This is a genomic window from Poseidonibacter ostreae (genome assembly GCF_009208075.1).
GTDB lineage: Bacteria > Campylobacterota > Campylobacteria > Campylobacterales > Arcobacteraceae > Poseidonibacter > Poseidonibacter ostreae.
In genome coordinates, this window is record NZ_WFKJ01000010.1 from 18,826 (window position 1) to 35,444 (window position 16,619).

A 16,619-nucleotide genomic window follows, 5' to 3' on the forward strand; every position below is an offset into this window, starting at 1 on the left:
TTTTCCTTGTTTTTTTATTACCCTATTGATGGGGTAGTTATTTTTTCTATATTATTTTTTTGTAAAACTTCATTGATATCAGAACCTAGTTCAATATCCCAAGTTTTAACACTTACATTTTTAGCACCTGCATCAAGTATTAAATCTTTAATACCTTTACTAATACTGATGTCATAATTTATATTTTTGTCTTTGAATAAATTCAAATGCTTATTGAATTCATCTAAATAAATATCACTATTTATAAATTGAATTTTAATATTTGTAATATCCCCTACTTTAGATGAAGTTATATTTGAATCATTTAAATCTTGATACTTCATTAAAAGGCTATAGTGAGATAATTCAGTTGATGATAAAGATACATTAAGAGTTTTAATTCCATAAGCAGATTTTTGTCCTGCATAATCTTGATCAAACCAAATTTCTATTTCTTTATTTTCAAAAAGTCCATAATCTTCAATCCTCATACCATTAACACCTGCAATACTTACATCATATGTGTTATGCATGATTGGTAATGAAAAAGAATCTATTGAGCCTTCTTGAAGTCTTATTATTGAATTTTTACTTTGAAGTACTTCTCTTGTTAAACCAAATGGTAATGGAGAAGCTATTCTACTAAATGATAATTCTGGTTCTTTTAAATTCTTACTTTGCCATTGTGCTAGTTTTGTATTTCTAAGTTTTAATCCTGTAACCATATTTGAATACAAATCAAAACTAGGAATAACACAAAAGCCTTCTTCAGAATAATGTTTAAATGAATGAGGGTACTTATGATTATCATCGTTAATTACACCAAAGTGAATTAAGTCTTCAGTTGAGTAAATTTCTTTTAAATGATTAATTAGATTTTCTAAGTCATCAATTGATAAGTACCCTACTTTTGTATTTATAAGATTAACTTTTGATAATAATTTAGTATATGTTAATGCTGAAATACCTCTACTCTTGTAATATTTAATTTTTTTCTTTTGATTTGAAGTTAATGAATACTCATATATTGATGTAACAATCATCATGAATTTTTGTTTCTCATTCATATTAGAATACAATTCTAATGTTTTAGAAAAATTTACTTCAGTATATTTCTTGTTTACATCAAATTTAGTATAAGTCACTTCATTATTTGTTGTTACAGTTGAAGATACTTTTTTAGGTACTTTAAAATTTATTTGTTCAGTATCTAAATGTACTTCTAAAGACTTTTGATATAAATCAAAGTCTATTCCTATTCTTTTTGCAAGTTCTAATAAAGCATCTATTGTTTGTAGACCTTTTTCTTTTCTAAGATAATTATAAATACTTGATTTGTATCCACATTTGTTTTCACGTGAGCATTTGATAAAATTTGATTCTCCATGATTTGGTACAAAAAGTTCTTTTTTACCACAGCTAGGACAAATTCCACCATGAGCATTATTTTTCCATTGAAATTCTGGGAAGTCTATACCAATGTTTATTTGTGACTCTAAGAATTCAATTTTTTGATTAATAGGTATAACTAATGGTTCTAATCCTAATTTGAATCTATTACATAGTTCTAATAGTTTTATTTTGTATTCTTGTTTATTAATCCAAGAAAGTTTGTTATCCATATTTTCTAGTTGTTTAATGAATGCATATAAAGAGTTATATTTATCATTTTTAAAATGTTTTAAAAATAATGCAGCATCCTCTTCATTTAGTGCATGTTTTGTATAGTATTGTAAATCTAACATATTTTATCCTTTCTTGTTACCCTATTGATGGGGTAGTGATTTTTTTGTTTTCTTAGAATTTCTAGAACCTATCCATCCAGTAATAAGATAAATGTTTTCTGAATCATCAATTTTATAAATAATAGTACTACTTCCTATAGACAATTCTAAATCCTTGTTTCTTGGTAATTCATCAATATTGTCTAAAACATATACGTATAAAGGAACAATTGCTGTTAATTCAAACTCACGTTTTAAACCACTAATCCAAAAATGTTCTTTTGGTAAAATTTTTAATGAAGGAGCTTTTACTAAACTTCTTAACTTTTTACTTTTATTAGCTGACATTAGAAATCCTTTTTCTATAATTTATTTTGTTTCTTAATGATTTAATATCTTTTTCTATTTGTTCAATTTTGTATGCTAAATCAAAATCTAAATCAATTAATTTGATATATTTTTTATCATTTTCATAGTCAAGTGAATCATTTTCAAAAGTATGTTGATCATTAACACATTTATTTTTTTTATCTTTTAGTTGGTCCAATTTTTTTAATTTATTTGTTAATTGAACATTTAATTTTTTAATTGACATTATTCACCCTTATTTATAAATTCATATATTTCTTCATTAACTTCCCAATCAAGCATAGTAAACTCCTTGACCAACAATTGAAACAAAAACTAGTGCAACAAAAAGTGATAAACTTGCTATTACAGTTGTTTTAATTATTAGAAAAAATAAATTCTTTCTATAAATATTTTCAGTTGTTGGTGTTAATTTACAACGTATTAAGTGCAATGTAGAAATAAGTGTTATGTAGAATATTACGAAGTAGGGTGGTATTGTATTTATTAATACTATAGTGATTGGTATGATAATAAGATGTAAAATACTTCTTAGCATTGAACTAGTTAGTAAAACATCTTGATTATCAAAAAACATTTTTTGAGTTGATATTGTAGTTTTCATTTTATTTCCTTAAAAAAAGGGAATAAATATCCATAAGGGATATTTAAATCCCTTGTGGGTTTATTTAAAACATTAGATGACTTTTACATAAGAGTAAACATCATTCTTTTTTCTGTATTTTGAATATAGTTCTGGTTCTTCAATCTTAAATCTTGATACATCCATGTCATAGTTATTATTTTTTGAAACTAATTGAATAGTTGTGTCATTAAACTTTGCTATATTATTATTCGTTGTTTTCATAAAATCTTTTAATGATTTTTTTATTATCCATGCTTCTTTTTCGTATTGTTTAAGTAATCCTAATTTCTTTATATATTTTGAAACTTCCATAGGTAATACCGTATTACTTTTTGAAACTAGGGCAGGGCAATCTTTTTTGAAAGGACATTTAGAACAAAATAATTGTTGTTCAGCAAGAGGTTCTTGATTTGTTTGTAATGCATTTGCAAGTAAATTTGCTTTGTTGAATGCAATATCATATAAAGTTTGATTTTGGCTAACTTTAAAAGTTTTATTCCAACCTGTATTAACATCAATTGCAATAACATAACCTCTTATAGTCTTATTAGGGTGTTTTTTCTGTAGTAAACCCATTTGTAACTGAATTTGTAAAATCCAAGATTCATAAGGTTCGTCTACAGGAATACTAGTTGATTTTGCTTCAATAACAACAATTTCTTTTTTACTAGTAATAGTAAAATCAATATGTGCTTTGATATCAAAACCATTAAGTGCTTTTCCATTTGCTTCAACTTGTGTTAAATAGTTCATTCCTTGTAGCATTTTTTCTACAATACCTTCAGCTATATGACCTCTTTGAAAAACTATGTATTGAGGAATATCATATTCAACAATATGTTTTTTTGAAAGATATGCTTTTCTTAAACAACTTCCTATATCAGATGCACCAATATATTTAGTTCTATCACCTAAAGATTCTTTAGTTTCTTCAGCAATGATTTTTGGTAGCTTATCTTCAATGTATAAGTCAAATTCTGTTTTTTGTGAGTTTTCATTTAGTGACATAGTAGTCCTTTTGTGGAAGATTAAAATAAATATTAAAATCTTTTTTTGTTAGTAATTTTTTCTGAATAGTTTTACTTGTTAGAAAATAAATTTCCTTCTATACACTCATTAGTTGAACTAATTCCATGTACTTCTTTAAATTCATCAACCATATTTTTAAGTTTTGTTAAGTCAGAAAGTATTTCATCAATATCTTCAGTATCTTCTTTAGTTACTCCTAAAACATCATTTACAAAAGATGTAATATTTTCATCATTTAGTTTCATTTCATTTTTTAGAAAATTAAACAGTTTTACTGCAGAAGATTGTTTTTTTGGTTTTTGTTGAGTGTTAAAATTTTGATTACTTGATGAGGTTTTTACTTCTTCTGTAACTTCATAAATTATTTCATCATCAACATTTTTATTTTGATTTGTAGTTTGAATACTAGTAGATGAATCAATTAAAATTGTCCATTTTTCGTCTTCGTATGTAAATCCTAATTCTTTTATAGTTTTACTATGTTGAAATGTATCACCTGTTATGTATGCATAATCATTAAGTTTCTCAATTTGTAAACCTAGTTGACTGATTGCATCTTCAATTGAAGCTGTTAAGTAAGACTTTGTTTCAACAATTTGTTCAACCTCATCTTTTGTATAAACACCTAAGATAACGTCAGGACAATATAATCTACTCCATTTCTTAGCAGCTAAGTAAGCAAGTTGCTGTTTAGGATCTTCAGCCCAAAGAGTTGAATTTCTTGTAGTAACTTGCAAAAGTGATAATTTTAATTCTCTAGGTTTTGTTTCATTTAATAATGTAGCACGTACAATAACACCGACACCTTGTTCATCTTCAGGAGTTGAATTTGATACACGATATTTATGCCCTTTTGGTGAAACTTTTTCTTTTGTTTTTCCAATTACATTTTCCCAAGTACCATAATATTCATACTCAAGTCTGGATTGTATTGGAGCATTATTATTAATAATTGCAGATACTAGTTGTGATTCGTAACCAAGGACACCATTTAATAAAAAGGTTTTTTGAGCAACAGAAAATGGATTCATTCCCCATTGAGCAGATTGCATAATAATAGCTAAACAATCACCTTCGTTTTTTAAGTGTTTTGGAATACTAACAGATGATGTTGACATAATTTTTGCAAGTGTAAGCATTTGCTCCATTTGATCTAAACCAACAATATTTAAGCCTGTATTATTTTGTATTAGTGAATTTTTCATTTTAATTTCCTGTATGAATTATGTTTTAAAGTTTAGCTTTGTCACATAAAATAAGGAGAAGGGTAGTGTTGTAATATTTAACACATATAACTCATTTATTTGTATGTGCTAAAAGCAACAGTTGTAAGATTTTTTGATTAGTAAAAAGTGTTAGAACACTTTAAGATTAAGAATTGATTTCAATGCATCAAATAATTAAATTAGAAGTATCATTAACCTAAGTTAGATAGTTACTTTTATTTAATATTTGTTTTTATATTTATAAAATTAAGTGCATTATCAATTTTTTGATTTATGTTAATTAAGAATTTTCTATCTAAAAATATTTTTAATAGAAAATAAACAGTAGATAATAAAATTGTCATAAATATGATAAATTTAAAAATATCCATTATTCTTCCTTTGCAATCTCATCTAATTTTTTAATATACTCTTTAGACATTTTAGCTAAAAGAATATTTAAAATTAATAAGATTGTTATATATATTAATAAGTCTAGCACAAATATATTGCTATATTCATTTGTTAATATGTAATCATATAATGATACAAGTAGACTTATTATAAATCCGATGATTAGAAAAATCGATTGTTTTAGAAAACTTTCAATTTTCATTAATCTGTCTTTTTTACTCATTAGTTTTTCCTTTAGTGAATTAGCAATGCTAATAGAATTAACTTAAACACTAAAAAGAAGAGAACTAGGGTGCAAAAGCAACTAAGTAATTCTATATTAGTGCTTTAGCAACAATAGTTTGGTGTAAAGTTGTACCTCCTTGATTTTTATTAGAATAAATTCCCATAAAAAGACAAGAAGATAATATTCCATATGGAGTAAAATTCTTATCTCCTTATGGAAATTTATTAATTAAATTTCGATATTATTTAAAATCCTTGCGTTCAGATAAGTTCGCAAAACTTATCCCGTTGCACTTGCAACAGCTATGCTTCTCAACATAGAGCAGACTATATTTTATAAAGTATTTATTACTTTATCCCCATTTTTCAACCACTTTGTAATTAATTTATTTTTATGATGCTTTTACATCATCTTTTTTAGTTGTTTTTTTTACAGCTTCAGATTTTTTTGGTTCTATTTCTTCATTTTTTGAATTAATTAATTTAATCCAACTTGTTACTTTTTCTTCTGGAATTTTAATTTCGATTGCAATTTCTTTTGCTAGTTTACCTTCTTGTAAAGATTTAGTTATTGCTGCTTCATGGTAAGAAAACTTTTTAGTTCTTGGGTCAAAGTATAAGTTTTCTTCAGTACCAATTTTAATGATTTCATCAATAATCTTATTTGCTTCTTCAAATTTCTTTGATAGTTCCGAAAATTTCTCAATATCTAATTGATTACCTACTTGTTCTCTTGATTTTTTTGATATGGCATCTAATTTAAAGAACTTACTTAATAAAGTTTTTGTTTCAGTTGTATTTGCAATAATAACTCTTGCATCTCTTCCACCTAATTCAAGAAGGTTTTGATTTCTTTCTTCTTGTGAAATTTTTTTTGGTTTATTATTTTGGATTTTATTATTTGGTGACATTTTTATTTCCTTGTGTTATTACCCTATTGATAGGGTAGTTGATTTTAATTTTATGTATGGTGACATTTTATTTTTTTTTGGGTGTTATTAATTACTTGCTTGTGGCTTACACTACTAAGTTCATACTTACAATAGATTCAGTTTTTGTTAAATTACTTCTCTAAATAAAAAAGGGGTTTATAGATGAGTTCTCTACTATAAGTATGCTTTTCGTTAGTCGTTGAACCTGCTTCTATATATTTATAGATAAATGAACTAAATAATTTAGTTCAAAAGCTCGGCTGCGAATTGGCTCTATTTTGTCAGTTTTTACTTTCCGATAAGCATTACCTTATCTGCTCACTATATATATCACTATATACAGGCAGTATAACAAACCTACTAATATTTTAGGTATTAGGTATTTGACAAGCACATCAAATACAATGTCCACTTTCTAGGTGGTTTCCTCGCAATTTAAGGGGTTTAAACTCGGCAATATTAAGTTTACCGATAGAAACTCTGCACATTTAAACTCAACAAAAAAGTGAGTTAAGGGTAATTATCTGTGTTGCAGAAACAAAAAAAGATAAAACCTAGTAAAAAAAAGTTCCAGATTCTAACAATTTAAAATCAATTTGTCAAGTATTCATAAACAATATATTAACTTTATGTAAATAATGTTAATTATTTGTAAATTATATTGCATAATTTTATGCATTTAATTATAATATGTTTATAATTTATGTATAATAATTTACTTTTAATATATAAGTTAAAAAATATTTAATTTGGAATAAAAAATGGAAAATAGTAGATTCACTTTCACCAAGATTAGAATGGAATTATTTGATTTCTTAAAATTTAATAAAGATGAAAAAGCATATCTCTTTTACTGCATCTCAAGACAACTGATAAGATACAATTTAAAGGATGGTAAAGATGATATTGTTCAAATAATTTGTGAGGGTCTTTTAATTGAGATTAATAAGAATGCAAATATTAAAGAATATGATGAGATTACAAAGAATATTACTAATAGAAAAAAAGAATTAATGATAGATATAAAAACTAATAAAAAATTAATGAAAATCATTAATAAAGAATACAAGATATTAGAACTGAAAAAAGAAATTAGATTTTTAGGAAGAAAGATATCAAATATAACAAGTGATGCATATGGAGTTAGAAGTAGAAAGAAAAGTGATTTCTATAATTCAGTTAGTGATAGTGATAGTGATAGCAGTAATAATAACTTAAAAAAAACTAGAGTTATTCTACCAGAGTATGATGGTGATTTAGACAATAATGCTGATTTTGACATAAAAACAAAATACATTATTAATAATTACTTAGCAGACTTAGACAATACAGAAAAAGTAATGTTTGAAAAATTATACTATGAAGGTGTTTCATATAAGGGAATGCTTGAACTTGATGAGGTTAAATCAGATTACAGTTTAAGAATATTCGTTAAAAAAACTAAAAAATACTTCAAAGAACAATTACTAGATTAATATGAAAAATAAAATAAATATTATAGAAATATCAAATGAATATTGCAAGGAACACAGTATCCCTCAATATGATTCTTTTATAATAATTAATGAAGTTAAAAGTATCATTGAAGACTACTTCAATAAACAAATTTATATAACAAAATCAGCAGTAAGATTCTTAGAATCTGATAAAAAAATCACTATAAGTGATAGATTAATCAAAAAGATAAAACAAGAACTATCCAACTTTATTAAAAAATACATAGAAAATAATTCAAAAATCAATAACAACTATAAATTACAATATTCAGTTCAAATATGTACAGTATATAAAAAAACTCAACATGGATGTTATGTAAGTTTTTTAGACAAATATGGTTTTGTTGATAAGCGTGAAGTAGGCGAGTTAAAGCTTGCAGAGAAATACTATTTATTCATTGAAAAGTATAACAATAAAAAAAAGATTTATAAAGTAATTGAAAATCACCATAAAGTAGGGCAAGTTATATTAGACAGAATGTTCAAATTAGATTGTAGATTTAAAGTGAATAAATATAAATCAAATATATTACTATCTTTCTTATATCAAGGCGATAGACCAAATAAAGATGAGATAACAAGAATAAGATTATATTTTAAAAAAGAAAAAATTATATATAACAAGAAGGAAAACTAATGGTAGATACAGGCTTTGATTTAGATAGAGCAACACAGGGGTTAAATAATGATGATAATAGTAATGATAAAAATCATAATGACAAGGAATCCACTACCTTAATTGGTGCAGCTTCAGAAATACAACAATATTCTGTATTTGAGAAAGAACAAAAAAAACATATTAATTCAAATTTCTTTACACTAGGAAAAGTTATAGAGTTTTTTAAAATTGGTTTTGTTAATGGGTTTATAGAAGGAATTGTTTTAATTAATATGATAATTTTTCTTCAAGTAATATACCCGACATTTAAAGAATATTTTTTAAATCAAGGATTAACAGCTAATGAAAAGTTTATTTGGTTCATGATTAGTTATTTTCCAATGATTATATTAACCATCTGGTTAAGTACACTTGCAAGGTTTTATCATGGTTCAATAACTAAGAAAGCTACTTTATCATTACTTACAGGAAGAACATTAGCATTTTTAGCAAAAGCACTAATTGTGTTTTTTTTGTTTAGTGCAATTTATGAAGTTTCAATGAATAGTCAAGAAGCAACATATCATTTCCTTTCCTTTTTTACTGTAATTGTAGAGTTCTTTTTACCAGATAATTATATTTTAACAAATGATGATTTATGGAACTACTATATAAATTATATTATCCCATCATTAAAAGAAACAACGATAAACACTTTTATAGGACTAGTTATTTTTGCAGTTATTCCATACATTATTGTAATTACTACAGGGATAGTAAGAGTAGTTAAACAAGTAAAAGGGGGGAAAACTTATGACGAATATTAAAAAGACAGAATTTTTATTAAATAGCTTAAAAATTTTAAAGCCAAAACTTTATAAAAAGATGATTCATACAGGAAGATTATTTGAATTCTTAATAGAAAAAAAGCACTTATCAGAAAAAGAAATTAAAGATTATGTAAGTGCATCATATTTATGTAATATTGGATTTTTAAGTCTTGAAGAATCATTATTAAAAGATCATACAAGAGCAGAAAGAATTAACATAGTAAAAAGACATGTAAAGGTAAGTAAGAACTATTTAACTAGAACAGGATTCACTCAATTAGCAAAAATAGTTGAATTACATCATGAATACCCTAATGGCTTGGGTTATTTTAAAGAGCAGCAAAGTAATAAGCTTATTGGGTATATAAATATCGCAGATGAATTTATTGATTTAACTATTGAATATTTTAATTATGACCAGGTACTAACATTAGATGAAGCTATAGAAGAAATTACTAGAAGATATAAAAATAATAGCTTATTTAAAAATCCAGAAATGATAAAAATTAGAGCAGATTTAACAGAATATTATGAAAGGTTTATAATAAATGTTTAAAGTTTTCAAAAAAAAGAAAAAAGAAGGAATTCATATAGGAAAAGGTTATTCATTAGATGACCATGAAAGACTAAATTTTCTTGATATTTTTCAAGAAGATGCAAATAGAAGAGGGCATACAATAGTATTTGGAACTACAAGAGTAGGAAAAACTAGATTAGTGGAAAATGGAATTATTCAAGATATAGAAAATGGAAAGAATGTAATTATAATTGACCCAAAAATAGATATTGATTTATTTTCTAGAGTATTTCAAGTAGCAAGTAGTTGTGGTAGAGAAAATGAAATTACTTTAATTAATTCATTAACACCAGATTTATCAGCAAAAATAAATCCTTTAGCAAACTTTCACACACCAGAAGAACCTATATCACATATTATGTCTACAGTACCAAGTACTGATGAGTTCTTCTATAATGTAGCTTATGACACTACTACAGTTATCGTAAGAGGAATAATTAAAGTTAGAGAAGATGAAGGTTTTGATAAGTATTTTACTTTTAATGATTTTATGAAATGGCTACCATATGGTAAGTTTACAGAATTAAGAGATAGATTATTAAAATTTGAAGATACTGATTCAAAAATAATAGTAGGACAGATTGATGATATTTTAGATTCTGGTCCAGAATATTTTAATAAGGTTAGTAAAACTCTTAAATCAGCAATTATGCAACTTAGTTTGGGAAATACTGCTGAAGTAGTATCAAGATCAAAGAACAATGATTTTCTTAATAGACTTGAAGAAGGGAAGGGTGCAATTTTATACGTTCAAAGTGCTGCATTACTTCAACCAAGAGCATCTTTTATGTTAGGTAGAGTAATTATCTCAATGATACAATCTTTAGTTGGTAGGTTCTATGCTTCAGGTAGGAAGTTTGAACGACCACTTGTAATATATGGAGATGAATTTTCAAATATTGTTTACAATGGAATAGATGATATGTTTAATAAAGCAGGGGGATGTAATTGTTTTATAGTTGCACTAACCCAATCACCTGCTGATATCGTTGCAGTTATTGGAGAAGATAAAGCAAGAAAGATATTTGATAACACCAATACAAAAATACTTATGCGTATAAATGATATTTCAAGTGCAAAAATGCTTACCACATATGGTGGAACTATGTTTAGAAATACTGTACAGCTTAATCTTCATGGTGGACTAAGAGGTACAGAAGTTGAAGAAGATGTAATTAGAGAAACAGATTTATTAAGATTAGAAAAAAGAGAATTTTATTACTTTGGTTTTGAAGGTATATTCAAAGGAAAAACAGATCCTTTAGGTGAGCCAGATATTAAAATACTTTTACCAAATATTATAAGAAATGAGAGAAAAGAAAATGATTGAATTAGTTGTAAAGTTTCTTTATAGATATAAGTATGTAAGAATATTATTAAAACAGACTATTTTCTATTTTCTATTAATGTATTTCTTTGGTTTATTACTAAATTTATATTTAACAAAAGAACTTGATTTAAATTTTTTTAATTGGATAGACTCATTTCATTATAATCCGACTGCAATTATATTAATACTTGTAGGTATAACACTATGTTTTTTTACTATTACTCTTTATTTTTACACACAATTAAATCATAATAAAAAAATAGAAATCAAACTTGAGGATATAGCTCATATATGGACAAATGAAATAGAAGAAGTTGAAAAAGAAAGGATAGTAAAAGAATACAATCATTCACCATTTTTAATTAGAGCAATAAATGATAAAATTTATAATAGTAAGAGAATACAAAGATTCAATTCTGAAAACATTATAAGTAATATTAGATACTTTAAAGATGAAGAACTATATATAATAAATGAAGTATTAGCATTTTTGGACAATAACTTAAAAGTAAGTAGTGTACCAAGCTATAATGCTGATACAGAAAATACATATATAAATGACCAAAACTATTTTAAAGAGTTTAATACAGGTAAATCAAATGTCAAACTTTTAAGTCAAATTTCATTAGTAGAACATACTATTAATGTAGTTACTCATGCAATAGAAGAGTTTAGAAAAATAGAAAATGAAGGTGAATTTTCAGTTGATAGTTTAAAACTTTCTACAGTAATAATTTCGGCACTTTCTCATGATATTGGTAAAATAATTAATAATAACTTTCTAAAAGAAATAGGTCTTGATGAGGTTATAGTTAAAGATATGAATCATACTGATATATCAATAGCTTACTTTAAAAATTTTATTGAAAAGATTGGTAATTTTGATGAAAAAGAAATGATAAGTAAGTCAATTAAAGAGCATCATGGTTCAACACTTCCTAGTGACAAACTTTCAAAACTAATATTCATTGCAGATAAAGAAGCAAGAAAGAAAGAATCTAGAGAATTAATTATTGAATTAAAACAAGCAGCTCAAGAAAAAATTGAAAAATACGAAAGAGAAAAAAAATTATCTGATGATAAAATCCAAAATGACAAGCTAAAAAAACAACTTGAAGAAAAAAATGCTTTAATCAAAGAATTAGAAAATGAAAAGAAGATATCTACTGCTCAAGAGGAAATTGTAGCTATTAATGAAGAGGAATATAATAAAGCTAAATCTATTGTTTCTTCAGAGGTTATAAATAAAGTTGAAAATGATAAAGAGCGAGATACCGAAAAACTTATTGAATTCATAAAGAAAAATATTAATAGATATACAAAAAGAGGTGATAGTCTAGTTTTAAGAGAAAAAGATTTGATTGATAATCCAAAAGATTTTTTAAAATCAATTTCTGATGAAGAAAATATTTATTTCACATATCAAGGTATTAAAGAAGTATTTGAGCATATAGAAGAAAAGAAATTAGCATTTAATGATATGAAAGATCATAACTTCTTTAAAATATTAAAAGAATTAGAAATAATTCATTTTTATAATGAAACACAGTTTTATAAAAAGTTTAATATTAATTATATAAATGTAGATGAGAAATTAAGTAATGTTGTTAGTTTAATAAAAATGCCAATGAATAAACTAAATATAGATATCGAAAATATGATTGAAGAAAAAATGAATAGCCCAATAAAAAAATACTTTATAACTGAAGCAAATAAGTAAAAGGAAATGACATGAGAGATTTATCTAAAAAGATGGAATTAGCAAAAAATCCTAATAGTAAAGTATTAATTTGCAATACACCAGAAGCAAAATTACTAGCAGAGTTAATACCTAATATTGATAAGGTATATAAATATCTTAGAAATAATGTAGGAACAAAGAATGTTGAAATTGAATATTTTAATGAGAAAAGAGAAGATGTTGTCTTTATTATTAAAAAATTAAATTCATTTATCAATGAAATGGCAGTTGAGAATAACCTAAAAAATATTAATGAAATTGTAATAGAAGAAGGAAAGTAAATTATGAGTAATGAGAATATAAATAGAGTAGTTATAACACTTAATGATGAAGAGCACGAAAACTTTATGCTACATAAAAAGAATTCAGGAAAAACAGGTCAACTGCTAGGTTATTTGGCTTTTAAGAAGAGTAGATTAATTGAGAAGCCTAAGAAAAGTATTACTCAAAAAGAGGAAGATAAATGAATGAGGTATTGTATTAAAAAATAAACTTATTATTATATTAAATCTTTTAGTAATTAAGTAAAACTATGCATATCTATTAATGATTATACGATTGAACTTTTTAATAATATAAAAGAGTTTTCTACTTTATAGCAAATATTATAATTATATCATTACTAATCATTAACTATAATATGATATAATTTTCATATGATACATATATCATATGTAAGGACTTAATCATGACTAAAAATTTTAAAACAAATAATATTTCTTGCATTAATTGTGCAAATCTAATTAAAGCATCACTAGAAGATAAATTTGGAGATATAAAAATTAACCTTGAAACTAATCCAAAAGAAGTAATTGTTGAAATAAAAGATAATACCCAAGAATCAGAATTTAAAAAAGAAATGTCAGCTCTTGGCTTTCAAATTATAGAGGATTAGAATGAGTGATTCTAATAAATTAATTCGTTCCTGTTGTGAAGATATTAGTTATATCTCTGATATAAAGAATGCTTTACCCAAAGATGATGTTCTTCTTTCTATATCAAATGTTTATAAAGCTCTAAGTGATCCAATTAGAATGAAAATATTATATGCATTACTAGAGTACGAAATTTGTGTAGGAGAGATGGTAAATGTTTTAGGTATACCACAATCACATGTCTCTCATCAATTAAGAACTTTAAGAAAATATGGAATAGTAGATTTTAAAAAAGATAAAAAAATGTCTTTTTATTATATAAAAGATGAGTATATAAGAGAGATGTTATTGTTACTTTTAAAGAATAAGGAGCTGATATGTCAAAACAGAGAATAAGTCTTAATATTTCTGGAATGACTTGTGTTAATTGTTCTAATGGTATTGAAAAGTTTCTAAATAAAAAAGAGGGTGTTCTTAAAACAAAAGTAAGTTTTTCTACTAATGAAGGTGAGTTTGAAATTGATACAAAGCTTTATTCTAAAGATAAGTTATCCCTTGATATAGAAAAACTTGGTTATAAAGTAGAAGAAGATTTTGATGCTTTAGAAAAAGAACAATTAATAAGTTTTAAGAAATTAAGAAAAATATTTATGATATCTATCTCAATTACAATAGCTATTTTTATATTAGCTTTTTCTTCTTTACTTGATGAGAATATAAATAAATATATAATTTTTGCCTTAGCTTCAATAGTTCAATTTTATTGTGGAGCTAGATTTTACAAATTATCATACAAATCAGTAATTAATAAAAACTATGACATGAATGTTTTAGTAGCTTTAGGTACAAGTGCAGCATACTTCTATTCTTCAGTTGTAGTATTCCTCCCTTCTTTATTTCCTGAGTATTTACGGTTTATGTACTTTGATGGGGCTGCTGTTATTATTAGTTTTGTTTTATTAGGAAGATACCTAGAAGAGAATTCAAAACAAAAAGCAAGTGGTTTTTTAAAAAAACTTATGACTTTAGCTCCAAATAATGCAAATTTACTTTTAGAAGATAAAAGTATCCAAAATGTTTTAGCAAGTAGTTTAAAAATAGGTGATAGAGTTTTAATTAAAACGGGAGAAAAAATACCTGCTGATGGAATAATAACACATGGTGGAGCAGATATAGACACTTCTATGATTTCAGGAGAATCTCTTCCTGTATTTAAAAATATAGGAGAGGAAGTACTTTCTGGAACCTTAAATACAAATGGTGTAATAACAGTAACTGTAATCAAAGAATCAAATGATACAACTTTATCAAAAATAATAAATTTATTAAAATCTGCTCAAAGTAAACAAATACCAATAAGTAGATTTGCTGATAAAATTGCAAATATCTTTGTTCCAAGTGTAATTGGTATTTCTCTTTTAACATTTATAGTATGGGGATTTATTTTAGGAGATTTCCAAAGTGCTATTATTGCAAGTATTAGTGTTTTAATTATTTCATGTCCTTGTGCCTTAGGTCTTGCAACTCCAATTGCAATTGTAAGTTCAGTTAGTAGAGGTGCTAAAGAGGGGATTTTGATTAAAAATCCTGAAATATTAGAACAAATTAAAGAGATTAAATATGCAGTATTTGATAAAACTGGAACTTTAACAAAGGGTAAGATTGTAGTATCAAATACTGATATTGATGAAAAATACTTTGAACTAATTGGTTCTATTGAAAAATACAGTGAACATCCAATCTCAAAAGCTATTGTTTCTTATATAGAAAAAAAAGATTTAAATATAAATGAAGAGATAAAAGATATACAAATCCTTGCTGGAAAAGGTATAAAAGCTATTGTAAATGGGGATGAAGTTCTTCTTGGAAATAAAAAGCTTTTAGATGAGCATAATGTAATAATAGATGCAAATCATTTAGACTTTTATACAAAAGAACTAGAAAAATCAAATGGAGTTATTTTATCTGCAATTAATAAAAAAACAATTGGTTCTTTTTCTTTAGAAGATACATTAAAAGAAGATGCTGTTGAAGTAATTCAAGCTTTAAAAGAATTAGATATAAAACCTATTTTATTAACAGGTGATAATAAAGTTACAGCTTCAAAGATTGCTAATAAACTTAACATTGATACAGTATATAGTGAAGTAATACCAACCCAAAAATATGAAATAATAAAAGAATTACAAAAAGAAAGTAAAGTAATGTTTATAGGTGATGGTATAAATGATGCTCCATCTATTAAACAATCAGATATTGGTATAACATTAAATTCAGGAGCTGATATTAGTAAAGATGCTGGAGATATTATTTTGATTAACAATGAACTAATGTCTATTATACGAAGTATTAACTTATCTATTGAAACTATGAAAATAGTAAAACAAAACTTATTTTGGGCATTTATATACAATGCTTTAGGTATTCCAATTGCAGCAGGTATTTTATATCCATTCTTTGGAATCATGCTAACACCTATGTATGCAGGGATTGCAATGAGTTTTAGTTCTGTTACTGTTGTTTTAAATTCTCTACGATTAAAAATGAAAAAACTATAATTCTTCTCCTCTCCTACTTCTAAAAACCTTCAATTTTATAATTGGAGGTCTTTTTTCTAAAAAAATTAAATATTAATTGTTTTCCTCATTCCTTCCTTACTAACTCTTTATA

The 16,619-nt window shown here is 25.2% G+C and carries 20 protein-coding genes; 11 read left to right on the forward strand and 9 right to left on the reverse strand.

The features are described 5' to 3' along the window. Positions 1 to 17 precede the first annotated feature (17 nt). The 9 genes from GBG18_RS04870 to GBG18_RS04905 form a co-directional block, all read right to left on the reverse strand. On the reverse strand, positions 18 to 1,724 hold the full coding sequence (locus GBG18_RS04870) for a hypothetical protein (protein ID WP_152188921.1): 1,707 nt from the start codon (positions 1,722 to 1,724) through the stop codon (positions 18 to 20). A gap of 21 nt (positions 1,725 to 1,745) precedes the next feature. After that, positions 1,746 to 2,051, reverse strand: a complete 306-nt coding sequence (locus GBG18_RS04875; protein ID WP_152188922.1) for a hypothetical protein — start codon at positions 2,049 to 2,051, stop codon at positions 1,746 to 1,748. Beyond that, the gene (locus GBG18_RS04880) at positions 2,041 to 2,298 is read right to left on the reverse strand and encodes a hypothetical protein (protein ID WP_152188924.1); all 258 of its coding nucleotides are present in this window, start codon (positions 2,296 to 2,298) and stop codon (positions 2,041 to 2,043) included. The genes GBG18_RS04875 and GBG18_RS04880 overlap by 11 nt, the downstream gene beginning before the upstream one ends. Positions 2,299 to 2,346: 48 nt before the next feature. Continuing rightward, positions 2,347 to 2,676: a hypothetical protein gene (locus tag GBG18_RS04885; protein ID WP_152188926.1), complete on the reverse strand. Its 330-nt coding sequence runs from the start codon at positions 2,674 to 2,676 to the stop codon at positions 2,347 to 2,349. Positions 2,677 to 2,748: 72 nt separating this feature from the next. Further along, the gene (locus tag GBG18_RS04890; RefSeq protein ID WP_152188928.1) at positions 2,749 to 3,705 is read right to left on the reverse strand and encodes a PD-(D/E)XK nuclease family protein; all 957 of its coding nucleotides are present in this window, start codon (positions 3,703 to 3,705) and stop codon (positions 2,749 to 2,751) included. Between the two features lie 71 nt (positions 3,706 to 3,776). Then, entirely contained in the window at positions 3,777 to 4,931 is a 1,155-nt protein-coding gene (locus GBG18_RS04895; RefSeq protein ID WP_152188929.1) for a RecT family recombinase, read from the reverse strand. A 236-nt stretch (positions 4,932 to 5,167) separates the two neighbouring features. Beyond that, entirely contained in the window at positions 5,168 to 5,323 is a 156-nt protein-coding gene (locus GBG18_RS15300) for a hypothetical protein (RefSeq protein ID WP_193311071.1), read from the reverse strand. Beyond that, on the reverse strand, positions 5,323 to 5,568 hold the full coding sequence (locus tag GBG18_RS04900) for a hypothetical protein (RefSeq protein ID WP_152188931.1): 246 nt from the start codon (positions 5,566 to 5,568) through the stop codon (positions 5,323 to 5,325). The genes GBG18_RS15300 and GBG18_RS04900 overlap by 1 nt, the downstream gene beginning before the upstream one ends. 394 nt (positions 5,569 to 5,962) lie before the next feature. Next, entirely contained in the window at positions 5,963 to 6,481 is a 519-nt protein-coding gene (locus GBG18_RS04905) for a hypothetical protein (protein WP_152188933.1), read from the reverse strand. 818 nt (positions 6,482 to 7,299) lie between these two features. Between GBG18_RS04905 and GBG18_RS04910 the strand changes: the two genes are divergently transcribed. The 11 genes from GBG18_RS04910 to GBG18_RS04960 all read left to right on the forward strand — a co-directional run bounded on the left by GBG18_RS04910 (position 7,300) and on the right by GBG18_RS04960 (position 16,507). Then, the gene (locus GBG18_RS04910) at positions 7,300 to 7,977 is read left to right on the forward strand and encodes a hypothetical protein (protein ID WP_152188935.1); all 678 of its coding nucleotides are present in this window, start codon (positions 7,300 to 7,302) and stop codon (positions 7,975 to 7,977) included. Position 7,978: 1 nt separating this feature from the next. Next, the gene (locus tag GBG18_RS04915; RefSeq protein ID WP_152188936.1) at positions 7,979 to 8,635 is read left to right on the forward strand and encodes a hypothetical protein; all 657 of its coding nucleotides are present in this window, start codon (positions 7,979 to 7,981) and stop codon (positions 8,633 to 8,635) included. Next, positions 8,635 to 9,423 carry a hypothetical protein gene (locus GBG18_RS04920; protein ID WP_152188938.1) on the forward strand — a complete coding sequence of 263 codons (789 nt, stop codon included), beginning with the start codon at positions 8,635 to 8,637 and terminating at the stop codon, positions 9,421 to 9,423. The genes GBG18_RS04915 and GBG18_RS04920 overlap by 1 nt, the downstream gene beginning before the upstream one ends. After that, positions 9,410 to 9,982 carry an HD domain-containing phosphohydrolase gene (locus GBG18_RS04925; RefSeq protein WP_152188940.1) on the forward strand — a complete coding sequence of 191 codons (573 nt, stop codon included), beginning with the start codon at positions 9,410 to 9,412 and terminating at the stop codon, positions 9,980 to 9,982. Before GBG18_RS04920 ends, GBG18_RS04925 begins: the two co-directional genes overlap by 14 nt. Further along, complete coding sequence (locus GBG18_RS04930) at positions 9,975 to 11,333, forward strand: type IV secretory system conjugative DNA transfer family protein (RefSeq protein WP_152188942.1); 1,359 nt, start codon at positions 9,975 to 9,977, stop codon at positions 11,331 to 11,333. Before GBG18_RS04925 ends, GBG18_RS04930 begins: the two co-directional genes overlap by 8 nt. Beyond that, positions 11,326 to 13,053, forward strand: a complete 1,728-nt coding sequence (locus GBG18_RS04935) for an HD domain-containing protein (protein WP_193311072.1) — start codon at positions 11,326 to 11,328, stop codon at positions 13,051 to 13,053. The genes GBG18_RS04930 and GBG18_RS04935 overlap by 8 nt, the downstream gene beginning before the upstream one ends. An 11-nt stretch (positions 13,054 to 13,064) precedes the next feature. Continuing rightward, positions 13,065 to 13,355, forward strand: a complete 291-nt coding sequence (locus tag GBG18_RS04940) for a hypothetical protein (protein WP_152188946.1) — start codon at positions 13,065 to 13,067, stop codon at positions 13,353 to 13,355. 3 nt (positions 13,356 to 13,358) lie between these two features. Further along, positions 13,359 to 13,541 (forward strand): hypothetical protein, encoded by a 183-nt coding sequence (locus GBG18_RS04945; RefSeq protein WP_152188947.1) that lies wholly within the window; start codon positions 13,359 to 13,361, stop codon positions 13,539 to 13,541. Positions 13,542 to 13,762: 221 nt separating this feature from the next. After that, the gene (locus GBG18_RS04950) at positions 13,763 to 13,969 is read left to right on the forward strand and encodes a heavy metal transport/detoxification protein (RefSeq protein ID WP_152188949.1); all 207 of its coding nucleotides are present in this window, start codon (positions 13,763 to 13,765) and stop codon (positions 13,967 to 13,969) included. A 1-nt stretch (position 13,970) separates the two neighbouring features. Then, entirely contained in the window at positions 13,971 to 14,345 is a 375-nt protein-coding gene (locus GBG18_RS04955) for an ArsR/SmtB family transcription factor (RefSeq protein WP_152188951.1), read from the forward strand. Next, positions 14,327 to 16,507 (forward strand): heavy metal translocating P-type ATPase, encoded by a 2,181-nt coding sequence (locus GBG18_RS04960; protein WP_152188953.1) that lies wholly within the window; start codon positions 14,327 to 14,329, stop codon positions 16,505 to 16,507. The genes GBG18_RS04955 and GBG18_RS04960 overlap by 19 nt, the downstream gene beginning before the upstream one ends. Positions 16,508 to 16,619 lie beyond the last annotated feature (112 nt).

Excerpts from the sequence above, each read along its gene's own strand:
- GBG18_RS04870 (WP_152188921.1), bottom strand. The coding sequence starts at position 1,724 with ATGTTAGATTTACAATACTATACAAAACATGCACTAAATGAAGAGGAT.
- GBG18_RS04875 (WP_152188922.1), bottom strand. The coding sequence starts at position 2,051 with ATGTCAGCTAATAAAAGTAAAAAGTTAAGAAGTTTAGTAAAAGCTCCT.
- GBG18_RS04880 (WP_152188924.1), bottom strand. The coding sequence starts at position 2,298 with ATGTCAATTAAAAAATTAAATGTTCAATTAACAAATAAATTAAAAAAA.
- GBG18_RS04885 (WP_152188926.1), bottom strand. The coding sequence starts at position 2,676 with ATGAAAACTACAATATCAACTCAAAAAATGTTTTTTGATAATCAAGAT.
- GBG18_RS04890 (WP_152188928.1), bottom strand. The coding sequence starts at position 3,705 with ATGTCACTAAATGAAAACTCACAAAAAACAGAATTTGACTTATACATT.
- GBG18_RS04895 (WP_152188929.1), bottom strand. The coding sequence starts at position 4,931 with ATGAAAAATTCACTAATACAAAATAATACAGGCTTAAATATTGTTGGT.
- GBG18_RS15300 (WP_193311071.1), bottom strand. The coding sequence starts at position 5,323 with ATGGATATTTTTAAATTTATCATATTTATGACAATTTTATTATCTACT.
- GBG18_RS04900 (WP_152188931.1), bottom strand. The coding sequence starts at position 5,568 with ATGAGTAAAAAAGACAGATTAATGAAAATTGAAAGTTTTCTAAAACAA.
- GBG18_RS04905 (WP_152188933.1), bottom strand. The coding sequence starts at position 6,481 with ATGTCACCAAATAATAAAATCCAAAATAATAAACCAAAAAAAATTTCA.
- GBG18_RS04910 (WP_152188935.1), top strand. The coding sequence starts at position 7,300 with ATGGAATTATTTGATTTCTTAAAATTTAATAAAGATGAAAAAGCATAT.
- GBG18_RS04915 (WP_152188936.1), top strand. The coding sequence starts at position 7,979 with ATGAAAAATAAAATAAATATTATAGAAATATCAAATGAATATTGCAAG.
- GBG18_RS04920 (WP_152188938.1), top strand. The coding sequence starts at position 8,635 with ATGGTAGATACAGGCTTTGATTTAGATAGAGCAACACAGGGGTTAAAT.
- GBG18_RS04925 (WP_152188940.1), top strand. The coding sequence starts at position 9,410 with ATGACGAATATTAAAAAGACAGAATTTTTATTAAATAGCTTAAAAATT.
- GBG18_RS04930 (WP_152188942.1), top strand. The coding sequence starts at position 9,975 with ATGTTTAAAGTTTTCAAAAAAAAGAAAAAAGAAGGAATTCATATAGGA.
- GBG18_RS04935 (WP_193311072.1), top strand. The coding sequence starts at position 11,326 with ATGATTGAATTAGTTGTAAAGTTTCTTTATAGATATAAGTATGTAAGA.
- GBG18_RS04940 (WP_152188946.1), top strand. The coding sequence starts at position 13,065 with ATGAGAGATTTATCTAAAAAGATGGAATTAGCAAAAAATCCTAATAGT.
- GBG18_RS04945 (WP_152188947.1), top strand. The coding sequence starts at position 13,359 with ATGAGTAATGAGAATATAAATAGAGTAGTTATAACACTTAATGATGAA.
- GBG18_RS04950 (WP_152188949.1), top strand. The coding sequence starts at position 13,763 with ATGACTAAAAATTTTAAAACAAATAATATTTCTTGCATTAATTGTGCA.
- GBG18_RS04955 (WP_152188951.1), top strand. The coding sequence starts at position 13,971 with ATGAGTGATTCTAATAAATTAATTCGTTCCTGTTGTGAAGATATTAGT.
- GBG18_RS04960 (WP_152188953.1), top strand. The coding sequence starts at position 14,327 with ATGTCAAAACAGAGAATAAGTCTTAATATTTCTGGAATGACTTGTGTT.